The 13576-nt window shown below is 38.5% G+C and carries 13 protein-coding genes; 2 read left to right on the top strand and 11 right to left on the bottom strand.

What is annotated here, in order from left to right; all coding sequences use genetic code 11:
* Positions 1–5: 5 nt before the first annotated feature.
* From IEU81_RS06345 to IEU81_RS06355, 3 genes are all read right to left on the bottom strand, one after another.
* The gene (locus IEU81_RS06345; RefSeq protein ID WP_186089673.1) at positions 6–845 is read right to left on the bottom strand and encodes an NAD(P)H-hydrate dehydratase; all 840 of its coding nucleotides are present in this window, start codon (positions 843–845) and stop codon (positions 6–8) included.
* Between the two features lie 50 nt (positions 846–895).
* Positions 896–3034, bottom strand: a complete 2139-nt coding sequence (locus IEU81_RS06350) for a DEAD/DEAH box helicase (RefSeq protein ID WP_186089672.1) — start codon at positions 3032–3034, stop codon at positions 896–898.
* Between the two features lie 103 nt (positions 3035–3137).
* The gene (locus IEU81_RS06355; protein ID WP_186089670.1) at positions 3138–4415 is read right to left on the bottom strand and encodes an O-acetylhomoserine aminocarboxypropyltransferase/cysteine synthase family protein; all 1278 of its coding nucleotides are present in this window, start codon (positions 4413–4415) and stop codon (positions 3138–3140) included.
* A gap of 161 nt (positions 4416–4576) precedes the next feature.
* On the opposite strand from IEU81_RS06355, the gene IEU81_RS06360 reads away from it, so the two are divergent.
* Positions 4577–5374: a carbon-nitrogen family hydrolase gene (locus IEU81_RS06360; protein WP_186089668.1), complete on the top strand. Its 798-nt coding sequence runs from the start codon at positions 4577–4579 to the stop codon at positions 5372–5374.
* A gap of 37 nt (positions 5375–5411) precedes the next feature.
* On the opposite strand, the gene IEU81_RS06365 is transcribed toward IEU81_RS06360, so the two are convergent.
* The 8 genes from IEU81_RS06365 to IEU81_RS06400 all read right to left on the bottom strand — a co-directional run bounded on the left by IEU81_RS06365 (position 5412) and on the right by IEU81_RS06400 (position 12042).
* On the bottom strand, positions 5412–5738 hold the full coding sequence (locus IEU81_RS06365; protein WP_186089666.1) for a branched-chain amino acid transporter permease: 327 nt from the start codon (positions 5736–5738) through the stop codon (positions 5412–5414).
* A complete protein-coding gene (locus IEU81_RS06370; RefSeq protein WP_186089665.1) occupies positions 5738–6445 on the bottom strand; it encodes an AzlC family ABC transporter permease in 708 nt (235 codons plus the stop codon). The genes IEU81_RS06365 and IEU81_RS06370 overlap by 1 nt, the downstream gene beginning before the upstream one ends.
* Before the next feature lie 25 nt (positions 6446–6470).
* On the bottom strand, positions 6471–7025 hold the full coding sequence (locus IEU81_RS06375) for a helix-turn-helix domain-containing protein (protein ID WP_026859008.1): 555 nt from the start codon (positions 7023–7025) through the stop codon (positions 6471–6473).
* A gap of 111 nt (positions 7026–7136) precedes the next feature.
* Positions 7137–7607 (bottom strand): nucleoside 2-deoxyribosyltransferase, encoded by a 471-nt coding sequence (locus IEU81_RS06380; RefSeq protein WP_186089663.1) that lies wholly within the window; start codon positions 7605–7607, stop codon positions 7137–7139.
* Between the two features lie 45 nt (positions 7608–7652).
* The gene (gene nhaC, locus IEU81_RS06385) at positions 7653–9089 is read right to left on the bottom strand and encodes a Na+/H+ antiporter NhaC (RefSeq protein WP_092597710.1); all 1437 of its coding nucleotides are present in this window, start codon (positions 9087–9089) and stop codon (positions 7653–7655) included.
* Positions 9090–9107: 18 nt separating this feature from the next.
* Positions 9108–9854: a hypothetical protein gene (locus IEU81_RS06390; protein WP_186089661.1), complete on the bottom strand. Its 747-nt coding sequence runs from the start codon at positions 9852–9854 to the stop codon at positions 9108–9110.
* Between the two features lie 11 nt (positions 9855–9865).
* Complete coding sequence (locus IEU81_RS06395) at positions 9866–10867, bottom strand: proline racemase family protein (RefSeq protein WP_186089660.1); 1002 nt, start codon at positions 10865–10867, stop codon at positions 9866–9868.
* Positions 10864–12042 (bottom strand): NAD(P)/FAD-dependent oxidoreductase, encoded by a 1179-nt coding sequence (locus IEU81_RS06400; protein ID WP_026859004.1) that lies wholly within the window; start codon positions 12040–12042, stop codon positions 10864–10866. Before IEU81_RS06400 ends, IEU81_RS06395 begins: the two co-directional genes overlap by 4 nt.
* A gap of 150 nt (positions 12043–12192) precedes the next feature.
* Between IEU81_RS06400 and IEU81_RS06405 the strand changes: the two genes are divergently transcribed.
* Positions 12193–13557 (top strand): sigma-54 interaction domain-containing protein, encoded by a 1365-nt coding sequence (locus IEU81_RS06405; protein WP_092597704.1) that lies wholly within the window; start codon positions 12193–12195, stop codon positions 13555–13557.
* Positions 13558–13576: the final 19 nt, after the last annotated feature.

Raw genomic sequence — 13576 nt, forward strand, 5'->3', positions numbered from 1 at the left:
TAATTCTAATTTATCAGATTTGAAAAAGATGCACTAATCGATTGGATGACTTTTGAAGCCGTCACAGATTCAATCGCTTCACCCTGCTTAACTAAACAATCTGCTGCATATCCGTGCATATACACTGCACTGGACACAGCCGGCTGAACAGCCTTATACCTGCCGAGAAAGGCTAGAATCATTCCCGTTAAGACATCGCCGCTGCCGCCCTTAGCCAGGCCGGCATTCCCCGTCGGATTAATCCAGAGGGCTCCATCCGGATCGGCAACAATAGTGTTCTGACCCTTCAGGACTACAAAGATGCCGTAATCTGCCGCAAGATTTCCTGCAGCCTTAGACCGGTTCGCATTCACATACTCAATGTCTTTACCGAGGATTCGGGCCATTTCACCAGTATGCGGTGTAATGATTAACGGGGCCGTCCGCTTTCTAATCATTACTTCGTGCCTGTTTAAGTGATATAAACCATCTGCATCAATGACGAGCGGACCCTCAAAATTTGCAATTAAGTCTTCTATCACATCATCTGATAAGCGCCCGATACCCGGACCAGCAGCCACTGCATCTTTACCATCCAAAAATTCATTTAAATCATCGTCTCTGTGATAAAACGTCGATTCAGGGACATATGCTGCCACTACAGGTATTACCGATCTCACGGTATTTACAGAAGTTAAACCCGCCCCGCTTTGAACAGCTGCAGCCGCACATAACGCTGCCGCACCCGGCATCGTCTCACTGCCGGCAATAATACCCGCCTTGCCGTGGTCTCCTTTATGAGAAGCAGGATCCCGTTTTGGCCAATGCTCTATAACCTGCGATTCGGTCCAGATTATCTCACTCATAAAATCTACCTCCAAAAGAATCTACCACTCTTTTTCTACCCTATTCCGTTCTAACTCACAGCTTCTTTCGCTGCCAGTCTTTCTTTCTCCATCTCAAGCACTTTTTGAGTCAGCGATGCTTCTGATATTTCCTCTGTTTCCTGAGCAATATTGGCCACTTCAGATTCTCTGGCATAGTCGTTAAATAACTGCGATTTTTCTGCCAGTACTTCCAGCATACTGCCGTCGATACTGTCTTGTGTCAGTAATCTGTATACCATGACATTTCGTGACTGCCCCATTCTGTATGCCCGGCTAATGGCTTGTTCTTCAGTTGACGGTTTCCACTGCGGTTCACACAATACAATAATGTTCGCAGCCTGAATGTTTAAACCGACTCCGCCTGCTGTAATTTGCGAAACCATGACTGCACCGGGTTCTGCACTCGTAAAGTCATCGACAATTTTCTGCCTGTCGCTATTCGGCACATCTCCTGTAATGGCAGGGAAAGTCTGACCGGTTAAGTGTTCTTGTATCGTCTCAATCACATCTCTAAAGAATGAAAATACGAGCACTTTATGACCGTTTTCTCTAGCCGCTTCACATATCTCTCTCAACGCATCCAGTTTCGGTGATTTGTCTGGACTGCCGCCTTGCCACGCTGCCCGTCTCATCGTCATCACTTTGCCGTTTTCAACAGCCTGATTGTATAAAACTTGTTCTTCCTGACCAAAGTCAGACCACTGTTCTATAATTTCAAGCTCCGGCAATTCTCCAAGAACATCTGCACGATTTCTCCGCAAGTACACTGCTGCGACTTCTCTTTTAAATTTCTTCGGTTCCAGAAGGTGCAGTTCATTAGAAATTTTATCTGCTATATTTTCCTGCAGCACACTGATCAGCTGCTTCATTTCTTCTAAGCGGTTTTCCATCGGTGTACCGCTCATAAATGATACATATTCAGCTTTTTCAGCAAGTTCATATACACTGATTGAACGCTTAGCTTCCGGATTTTTTATATAGTGTGCTTCATCTACTATTAGGGCGTCTATGTGGTCTACAGCGTTCTTATCAATATTACGAGTGTGAGAAAAAGTTGTAATCAGTATGCCCTTTTCTTCTTGCCACTGTTTAAATACTTGATCCCTGTCTTTACCGTGGTAAATCAATGCATTAAGTTTGGTAAATTTCTCGGTTTCCCGCTTCCAGTTGGCAACCACACTTAAGGGACACACGACGATAAAAGCCTGCTTGCCGTCATGATTTAAATGGTTCAATACTGCTAGCGCCTGCACGGTTTTACCGAGTCCCATTTCATCTCCGAGCAGCACCCGTTTGCTGTACAGCATATATTTCGCTCCGAATGCCTGATAGTGTCTTAAAGTCAGATCCAGTCCTTCTGTATTGAGTTCTACAGCGTTCACCGCCTCAACTAATTCAGAAGGAATATCTTCCGCATCTTTCTTATTCGTCTGTCCAGTCAGCAACTCAATCTCCGAATAATATTTAATATTGTTCGCAATAAAATCTGCTTTTAAAGTCTGTTCATCGACTTTAAAATTGATAACTTTTAAATAAGCATCCTCAATATCTTTAAAGCGACCTGTAACATTACGATCGTTCAGAGACTGGATACTTTGCTGGATTTTATCTTTCTTTTCTTTCGACTGAAACAGACTGACTATGAAGTTGCCCTGTTCTTTAACACTGTCGAAATCTTTCTGAAAATCTGCTCTAAAATTTTGTATGTCTTTAAGAATATGTTCATTTTCAATTAAAATGTGATGTTTAAGATAAATGGCCTCCAACGCATCGTAATCTAGCCGTGTTAAGTCATCCGGATTAATTCTGCCCGCCGTCCCTAAATGAACAGACTGTTTGATTTTCTCAACAGACGATTTAAGCGGGTGGGCTGACTTGTCGCCGATGCCTTTCACACTCAAAAACTGATTCACTGTAAATCTCGAAACATCGTAGACTGTCTGATAACCTGCATTAATCAGCTGATTAACGGGCAAACCTTTTTCTATCGAAGAAATCGTATCGATCGGCATATTTTTTAATTTTTCGTCTGCCTCTCTTTCTTTTATGTACTGCCATAACTCAGTAATACGCTGATTAAATTTAAGTGCGTCGTTACTTTTAAGCTCTGCTTCAATTGAATTCAGCTTTGATTCCAGTTCGATGACGTCTTTCTTCTTATTAATCATGTAATCACCACTTATTTTTTATAGATTTCACCTCTAATATATACAAAAAAGACCCCTTTCAAAAACAAATAGAATTTTTTGAAAGGGGTTTGACACCTATTTATTATACTTCTTTCAAACCTGCCTCTAAGTCAGCGAGGATATCTTCGGCATTCTCTGTTCCAATAGATAAACGAACTAACTCAGGCAGCACGCCTGAAGCAATCTGTTCTGCCTCAGACAGCTGCTGGTGTGTCGTTGATGCCGGATGAATCACTAATGATTTAGAATCACCGACATTCGCAACATGAGAGAACAAGCCTAAACCGTCTACAAACTTCGCAATCTCCTCAACAGAACCATCGATACCGAATGTCAGAATCGCCCCCTGGCCTTTTGGTAAATATTTTTGACCAAGATCGTAATACTTATTGCTCTTCAGTCCCGGATAATTCACCCATTTCACTTTAGGATGATTCTCCAGATACTCTGCAATTTTTTGAGCATTCTCTGAATGACGCTCCATACGAAGATGCAGTGTTTCCAAGCCTAAGAGGAATTGCTGAACGTTAAATGGCGAAACTGCTGATCCTAAATCACGCAAGAGCTGAACACGCGCTTTTGTAATGTAGGCCGCAGGACCGACATCATTCACATAAGATACACCATGATAGCTCTCGTCCGGTTCAACCAGACCCGGGAACTTACCGTTATCCCAATTAAACTGTCCGCTGTCGACAATGACACCGCCGATTGACGTCCCGTGACCGCCAATAAATTTCGTCGCTGAATGCACAATAATATCTGCACCATGTTCAAACGGACGCAGTAAATACGGTGTCGCAAAAGTACTGTCGACGATTAATGGTAAGTCATTGTCATGCGCAATCTTTGCCACTGCTTCAATGTCCAATACATCGATTCTTGGATTACCGATGGTCTCTGCAAACACTGCGCGGGTTTTATCGTTAATCGCCGCTTTAAAGTTTTCAGGGTCAGAAGGATCAACGAAATGTACTTTAATGCCCATTTTCTTAAAAGTGACATTCAGGAGATTGTAAGTCCCGCCGTAGAGATTCGCTGAAGCAACAATTTCATAACCCGTTTCTACAATATTTAACAGCGATAAATGAATCGCCGCTTGGCCGGAAGACGTCGCTAAAGCACCCAATCCGCCTTCTAAAGCAGTTAAACGTTCTTCAAAAACATTTTGAGTCGGGTTCATAATACGCGTATAAATATTGCCCGGCTTCGCTAAAGAAAATAAATCCTGAGCGTGTTGAGTATCATCAAAGACGTAGCTCGTTGTCTGTGTAATCGGCACCGCACGTGATTTTGAATCGTCAGTAGTCTGCCCTGCATGTATCGTTAAAGTTTCTAGTTTCCAATTATCGCTAGTCATATTAATCCTCCGTTTATATTGGTTGAATTTTCTGAAATTAAAACATGTGTAAATCATACTATCTCACTAGGTTATTTGCAAGAGAAGTCAGACTTTTCTTTACATCAATTTTATCTATGTATACTGTAGAGATAACTCCACACTAATTAAGGGGATATAATATGAAAATAAAAATCTTTCAATTCAAAGTGGTCGATGGCGATGTGAAAACAAATATGAATAAAGTCAGCAGCCTGTTTGCAAAGACTGATTTAAATGAGACAGATGTTGTTGTACTGCCGGAAATGTGGACGTCAGGTTATGATCTTAAGAATATAGACGACCATGCAGCGAAAAATTTGGAACCTGTAAAAACATTCATTTCCAAATTAGCAGCAGAACATAATGTAACCGTTGCTGCGGGTTCCATTCCAAATAAATATTCAGATGATGATGTATATAACACTGCCTTTACAATTGATCATCAAGGTCACCTTATTCATGAATACTCTAAGATTCATTTAGTCCCTATGTTAAATGAACCTGAATTTCTAGCTGGAGGGAATAAAGCTGCGGAGGTATTCGAAATTAACGGAGAAAAATGCGGCGTTGTGATTTGCTACGATTTGCGGTTTCCGGAAATATTTAGAGACTTATCACTATCCGGTGCAAAAATAATATTCGTCGCAGCTGAATGGCCGATTGAACGGACTGAGCATTGGATGACCTTATTAAAAGCGAGGGCAATAGAAAACCAATGTTATATTGTCGCGTCAAACACTATCGGCAGCCAAAGCGATGGTACAGTATTTGCAGGAAAATCGATGATTGTTAACCCTTTTGGAGAAATCATGGCCGAAGCAGGAAAAGATACGGAAGAGATTCTGACAGCGGATTTAAATTTAGCATATATCGATCAAGTCAGAACGGATATTCCAATTTTTAAAAGCAGACGAAAAGAGCTATATAAATTTTTATAAAAAAAGAAATCCGTTATTCAACGGATTTCTTTTCCTTCTAAAACACCATCTGCACTAATATCATATAAAATATCGTGCCGCCTGCAATCGACAGCAGCATACTATTTTTCCAGTAATGCAGAATAATGATAAGAATCACAGCCAGCGTTTCAGGCATAAATCCGCTGACTGACGTTATTTCAACTGCTCTCAAGGCGTACACTACCAGCAATCCAAATACTGCAGGCGGCAGCATATAGCCTAAATATTTTATGTAAGGCGGCGTTTCTTTATCGTTATTAAATATAATAAATGGTAAAAATCGCGTCGTCAGTGTCCCGAGTACAACACAACCGATAATGATGATTTGCTGGGTTAATGTCATTACGAGATCACCTCTCTCTTCTCAATCATTTTTCTAATCAATGTCAGGGCGATTAAAATAATCACCATGGCCGGGATGATAAAGTTCTCAGGTCCAAATATCACCAGGCTGAAGACAGAAGCTCCGATACCGATAATCGAACTGATATGGTAGCGTTCCTTCATCCACTGATCTAAAAATATAACGACAAACAGTGCCGTCATAACAAATTCCAGTCCTTCTGTATTAAAGGTCACTGCTGAACCGAACAGACTGCCGATGGTCGTGCCGCCGACCCAGTAAATCTGATTCAGCACCGTTACATAAAACATGAACCAGCCTGAGTTAATATGCGCCGGTGCCTTTTCAGTGCTGTTAATGACAAATGTTTCATCACACATTCCATATATTAAGTAATATTTTTTCTTCCCGGTCCCCTTGAATTTATCCAGCATGGAAATACCGTAAAACAAATGCCTCGCATTAATCATCAACGTTAAAAGAAAAGCACTTAACGGATTAAAAGCACCGAGCAGCATACTGCCGGCAACAAATTCCATCGAGCCTGCAAAAATAAATACACTCATCAAAATTGCATACCATGGCCCAAAGCCAAGCGAGTTCATATAAATACCATAGGCAATTCCTAAAAATGAAAATCCGGCCAGTATCGGTATGGTTTTCGGAAAAGCGTATTTCAATGTTGAGACATGGTTATCAAAAGACATTTCTGCCACCTGCTTTATTTATATTTTATTTACTGTAGTACATCACCATCGTCATTTTCACCATGACGTCTCCATCATTTTTATAAATGTGCGGCTGACTGCCGTCAAAAATCATCGCCTCATCTTCACATAGATGTGTCTGTGTTCCGTTAATATCCATAGTCAGTCTGCCCTTATTAATAAATATATGTTCTTCCACACCAGCAGTATGAGGTTCCGAATGATGCGCACTATCCGGATCGATTTCAAGGTTATAAACTTCAAATAATTTTTCCGGTGAAAACGGCACAACATTGTAGACGCGATACTGTTCGTTATTTTCTGTAACCAGCTGTGTATCTTTTTTTCTAATCACTTGGATTGCTTTCTGCGGGCGGGTAATCAGTGAAGAAAAAGACACTTTGAAACCATCTGCTATTTTCCACAATGTGGTCACTGTCGGCGTTGAGTCCCCTCTCTCAATTTGAGCCAGCATTGCTTTGCTGACACCTGTAAGCACGGAAGTTTTGTCCAGGCTCAACCCTCGTTCTTTACGGATACTTTGCAGATTACTGCCGATAAAAGCTACATTTTCTGTCATATAAAGCACTCCTGATTATTTAATTTAAATCACTATAGCATATATTTGTATGCTATAACATACAAATATAATAAAAAAACAGCATATTCTGAAAATATGCTGTAAAAATTTTTATTTTTCTTTTGCAACCGGTGCATGATGATAATTTTTGAATCTGATTTTCTTCTTTTCATTGAAGTCGTATTTAGCAAGTTCATCAATGTCCTGCAGATATACATCAAGTGAATCCGTCAGCATTAAGTTTACCGGCGCTTCTGTTACAGGATCTTTTTCCTGATATAAAAGAATAAATTTATTCAATGCCTTACCGTAGCCGATTTCAAACGCTGTACCTGGGTCTACATGTTCACCTTCATAATCATGAACAGCGACAACAGCATCGCACCACTCAACGTGTTTAATGTCATTCGCGTAAACAAAATCACGCCACTCATCAGAACCATGTTCGAGATGCTCAACCTGCTGCAGACGCGGTGAAAATACTTCCGTCACTGTCGGATTAGCTGCTAAAGCTTTTTCTACTCTCTTTACTCTTTCAACCTGTTCGTCATTAAAAAATGGACTGCCTAAATAAATTTTCACATGATTACCTCTATTCTTTTACTAAAAGAATATCATAATTTACATTTAATATGACGTTTTAACTTTATCTTCTGTACTTTCATCATCTTGTTCTTTTTCATAGTCATCTTTATCGAGAATGAACAATCCAAAGTAACCATATATTAATGTAATTATAATAACTAGGAATCCATACCAGAAAAAGGGGATGTATGCTAGTGTTGCGACACCGAGAGTCGCCGCCATAAACACTCCACCATCTGACCACGGTACCATCGGAGTAGTTACTGTACCTCCGGCTTCAACGTTTCTCGAGAGCAGTGTTCTCGACACATTCTTTCTGTTATAGTTTTCTTCAGTAATCTTAGTTCCTGTTAATAGGGATACGTACGCCGCACCGCCAAAAAATACCCCGAAAAAGGAAGCTATCATTGTTGTTAATGTTAAATTTCCTGTATTAGTTGCCCATTTGGCAAAAATATCCCCTATAACTTTAAAAGCACCAATTGTTTGTAGCAATCCGCCGACACCCAATGCGAGAATGATTAATAGTATTACTTCCAACATGAAGGTAATGCCTCCACGATTAAGTAAGCTGTCTATAAATACAATTCCCGTCGACTGTGTACTTCCGGAATACAATGTTTGTATTGCTTCTATGAAACCATACCCTTGGAATATCGCTGCCCAGAAACTTCCAATCAATGCTCCAAAAAGTATTACTGGCACAGAAGGCAGTTTGAAAAGAAGCATAATTACAACAACTAAAGCTGGTATTAACATGATCCATGAAATTTCAAATGATTCCTGCAGTCCAGCCATTGTATCTTTAGCAATAGTTAAATCACCGTTCCCTTCAGATAATACTGCACCGGTAATCCAGTATGCTATCGCTGCAATTATAAAAGCAGGAACCGATACATAAGCCATGGAACGAATATGTCTGAATAAATCTACTTTAGATAGTGTAGCTGTCATGACAGTTGTATCTGATAAAGGAGACATTTTATCACCCACATAACAACCAGAGATTACTGCACCGGCAACTAGGTAAATTGGCAGTCCAAAACTTTCTCCGATCCCCATCATTGCGATGCCTGCTGTTCCTGCAGATCCGAATGACGTCCCAGTAGCAATAGCAGTAATTGCACAAATAATCATTGCCGCCATCAGGAAAATACTTGGACTAATAATACTTAATCCATAGTAAATCATCGTTGGGACAACCCCGCCAGCTATCCATGAACCGATTAACGCACCTACTGCTATCAGTATTAATATTGCGCCCATACCTTCGTATATCCCTTTAAGCAATCCTTTCTCCATCTTTAAGTATCCGTGTCCGAGGTAAAGACCAAACCCCATAATCATAAACCAGACGACGAGCAATGCCAATTGAATAGGTAATTCCAGTATTACGATAAACCCGAACATAATTACTACAAATAACCCCAGTATTGTAAGTAGTATCGCCAGGCTCGGTAATCTTGGTTCTTTTGCCATAAATATTTCCCCCTAGTTTTATTTAATAATAAATCCTTCTTTATAAATATCTGTATCATCGATGTAAAATTGTGAATTGGACACCAAATAATATTTATAATTAACTTTATTATTTTTAATTTCAACATTGTCTCCCGTTAATGCTGTTAATTGCGCTCCTTGGTATTTTCCAGTCAACAATGAAATCACTTCTATAACCGGATATGGAATAATTCTTCCATTTTTGTTTACTGATATAAATTTGCCTTTATTATATAAAACTAAAAAATCAAAATCATGTTCAATTTCTGCAATTAAAGCTTTGATGTCAGTGAGATTATTCACTTCTATTTGCAGTTCAGTTTCTACAATTTTCAACGTCTTACCATTTATTGAATAGCTATCATTGTTTTTATTTACCTCATATATAATTGAAGAACACAGTTCCTCATTACTATATGCCAGCCCCTCGCCATCCAGCAGTAGTGAATATTTCTCTCTTTCTTTAATTCTCTTTCGATCTACTAATGATTTAACAAATGATTTAAGTAATAGCTCTCTATTATCAATTATGTCCGAGCTATCCAGTGTTATTTCTAAAATATCATTCTCAGGATTTTCTCTGTAAGTAATTAAATTGATGTATTTGTTTCCTCTTGGTTCATTTATCAACAATGTTTTACTGTTAAATGGGGCTGCGCTGCCTGTAAACTCTCCAGCTTCTACTACTCTCAGCAACTGCCCGTTAATCTGAATATCATAACTGTTAATTATTTTTGTAATCATCTGCCTGCCCCCTATATTTCAGGTATCAATAAGTAGCCTTCATTCATTGAATCAGATTCATGCATGTAAAAATCATGTCTCGCCATCAGCCACGCCGACCCCGTAATTGAAACTTGATTATAAATAATACCGTCCTTTTCTTTTGCATCAAGAAGCTGCGCTTTAAATTGCGACCCTGTGATACTTTCATGTATAAAAGTATCATTTATGTCCATCCTGTCTTTTTTAAATAATGTAGCTACTTTGGCACATGTACCTGTTCCGCAAGGTGAACGATCTATACCTCCCGGTGGAACAATTACTGTATTTTTAGTCACTTCGCCTTCTTCATACAGTTCCATATGTGTCAGTTTATTGATAAATTCATATTCTGGATGTTCAATTTCATGTTCGGAATTTATAATGTCCCTCACTTCCATCGCTTTCGCTACAATTTCTTCCGAACGCGAAACGTCCAATGTCACTTCTAAATCAGAAGCTTTTATAATGCCGTAAAAGTTGCCGCCATATGCAATATCGCAATGAACTATTTTATTGAGATAATTCACCTCTACGGTTTTTAGATGAAATGAAGCTGTACTGTTAAATGTTACCTCTGTTACTTTTCCATCTGCCACCTTACATTTTGCGTCTACTATTCCGGCAGGTGTATCCAGTACTACTGATGTAATTGGTTCTTTCCTTTCAACATAACCAAGCTCTACAAGTGCTGTACACGTGCCGATTGTGTCATGACCGCACATTGGCAAATATCCACCAGTTTCTACAAAAATTACACTGAAATCTGCTTGTTTATCTATTGGAGGCAACAGTATTGTTCCACTCATGACATCATGCCCTCTTGGTGGATTAACAAGAAACTTCCGGATATAGTCATAGTTTTCTTTCATATCCAGCATCTGCTTCTGTATGGTATCTCCCTTCAGACGAGGCATGCCCGCTAAAACTGTCCTTGTAGGGTTTCCGCCTGTATGTGTATCGACTGTTATAAATTGCTTACTATTTAAATTCATACCTTAACCTCCTTAAATCGATTAATACTTAATGGACTAATATCATCCTTCAAAGTGTTTGTCATCATTTGTGACATCCATAACCCTGTAATTGCTGATAAACCGATACCATCTCCCTCGTGACCCGCCGCAATATAAAATCCCGGAACAACAGTATCAGAAATAATCGGCAAGTTGTCAGGGGTCCATGGTCTCAATCCGGCGTAGCTTCGAATAAAGCTCATATCCTTCATTGGTGGAAAATATTCAATGGCGCGCTCCGCGATAAGTCTGATGACCTTATGATTGACATTAGTGTTGTAACCAACAAATTCTCTGCTGCTTCCAATTAAAAAATTCTGACTCTGTGTTGCTTCATGAACAAGCGCAACACCATAATCATTCATCTCTTTAGAAGCTTGTCTTTCTTTACCGAATTTAGTCATTAAATAACCAAATTCCTGAATTTTTCTTGAACCCAATAATTCAGCTCTGGATGATACTAAAATATGACCTTTTCTAGGTACAACTGGAACTTCGATATCCAATAATTTTCCTACATGCGGTGAATAAATCCCTGCTGCATTAATCACCTTATTAGCTTTGAATACTTTTTCATGAGACATTACTTTAAATTCACCATCCTGAATATGCTGAATATCAGTTACTGGTGTCATTTCAAATAATGAGAAATCATATTTTTTTGCCTGGTTAATTAATGAGAATGCAAGCATATAAGGATTTATAGTAGAATCATTTGTGCATTCTATTCCGCCAATAAGATGATCTGAGAAATACTTGGAATCATTTTTCAAATCCTCTTTAGTCAATTTCTTAAAAAACTTATCTTTCCCGTTTTCTTTATTGTGATAATCCACCCAGTTATAACCCTGCTCGATTTCATCTTCATTTGCACATAAGAAAATACTTCCCGGATGCCTGAATTCGAATTCCATTTCAAGTTCTGTCGACAATTGTTTAATCAAAGCCTGACTTTTAATTGCCATTCTGCTGTCAAATCCAGGCTCTTTATCGATAAGCAGTACATTACCATCACATTTAGAACTCGTACCCGAAGCAACCGTATTACTTTCAAGTAGAGCAACTGATAATCCGGTTTTAGCGGTATAGTAAGCGATACTCGCACCGATAATACCGCCGCCAATAATTAATACATCATAAATTTTGTTATCCATTATTCCACTCCTGCCTAATTAATAAGCTTGTTAATAATACATAAGAAAATAACGTGCCAGCTATTTAAAATAGAATGTCGTTAATTTTGCTTGAATTAGTAAAGAATTATATAATTATTATGAATAATTTAACTATTAGGGGTTGGAAGTATGTTGGACAAAGAAATTATAAATATATTAATTAATTTTCATAATTACTCTTTCACAATTATTGATAAAGAAGAAAACGTAATTTACTGGAGTGACAGAGCTGCAAAAATTTTTAATATGGATAACGATTACGTAATAGGTAAAAAAATTACAGATATTTTTGCAGAAGATAAATTAATTATGGTTAAGTCTTTACGCGAAAATAAAGTGATTGAAAAACAGCAACATAAGGCAACTGAAAATGTTTATGTCGATATAAAATCTGTACCCATTTGCATCGATGGAAAAGTAGAAGGTGCGATTGTCTCAGAAGTAAATGTAACGGAGAAGATACAGCGTGAAGAACAAATTGAAATACTGAAAAATAAAGTAAGTTCTCTCTCAGATATTATGCAGCAGCTCAACAATTCGAATTTTAAAAATATCATTTACAGAAGTTCTGTAATGGAGCGTGTCAAAAGCCAGATAGAACGTGCAGCAGAAACAAATGCGAACATCCTGATTACTGGTGAAACAGGTGTAGGTAAAGAATTATTTGCGCAGGCGATTCACAGTACAAGTAAAGTAAAGGGTGATATGGTACCTATTAATTGCGGAGCAATACCCAGCCATTTATTTGAATCAGAACTATTCGGTTATGAAAAAGGAGCCTTCACAGGTGCTAACAGAGCAGGAAACAAAGGTAAAGTCGAACTCGCAGAAAATGGCACACTGTTCCTTGATGAAATCGGTGAAATGCCTATTGATATGCAGGTGAAGTTCTTACGAGTACTCCAAGAAAAACAGTATTTTAAACTAGGTGGCAACAAAGAAATTAATACTAATTTCAGATTGGTTTCAGCAACGAATAAAAAGATTTCAGACTTACTATCCTCGGAAGAATTCAGATTAGATTTACTTTACAGAGTCAACGTTGTGAACATTCACATTCCACCGCTTCGTGAGCGCCCAGAGGACATAGAGGCATTATTTTATTATTATTTATACAGTATGAGTGAGAAATATGATATGTCCATAAAATATGCCAATAAACAACTAATCAGTGAACTTAAAAAGTACCCTTGGCCGGGCAACGTCAGAGAACTGATGAACGTCATAGAACGTCTGGTAATTTTCTCTAATGAAGAAACGTTAAATAATGAAATTTTCCATCAGTATTTAACCGAAGTTGGGGAAGACAATTCTATTTCAAAAAATATAATTACCGATGAAACAATCGAATTAAAAGATTACGTTGAAAAAATTGAAGCAGATTATATTAAATATATTCTCGATGAAAATAATAATAATATTGAGAAATCCAGTGAAATCCTTGGAATCAGCAGACCTACACTTTATGCAAAAGTTAAAAAGTTTGGCTTATAAAGTAATAGTGGCATGGTTT

This window comes from Jeotgalicoccus aerolatus (genome assembly GCF_014635205.1).
GTDB classification, from domain to species: Bacteria; Bacillota; Bacilli; order Staphylococcales; family Salinicoccaceae; genus Jeotgalicoccus; species Jeotgalicoccus aerolatus.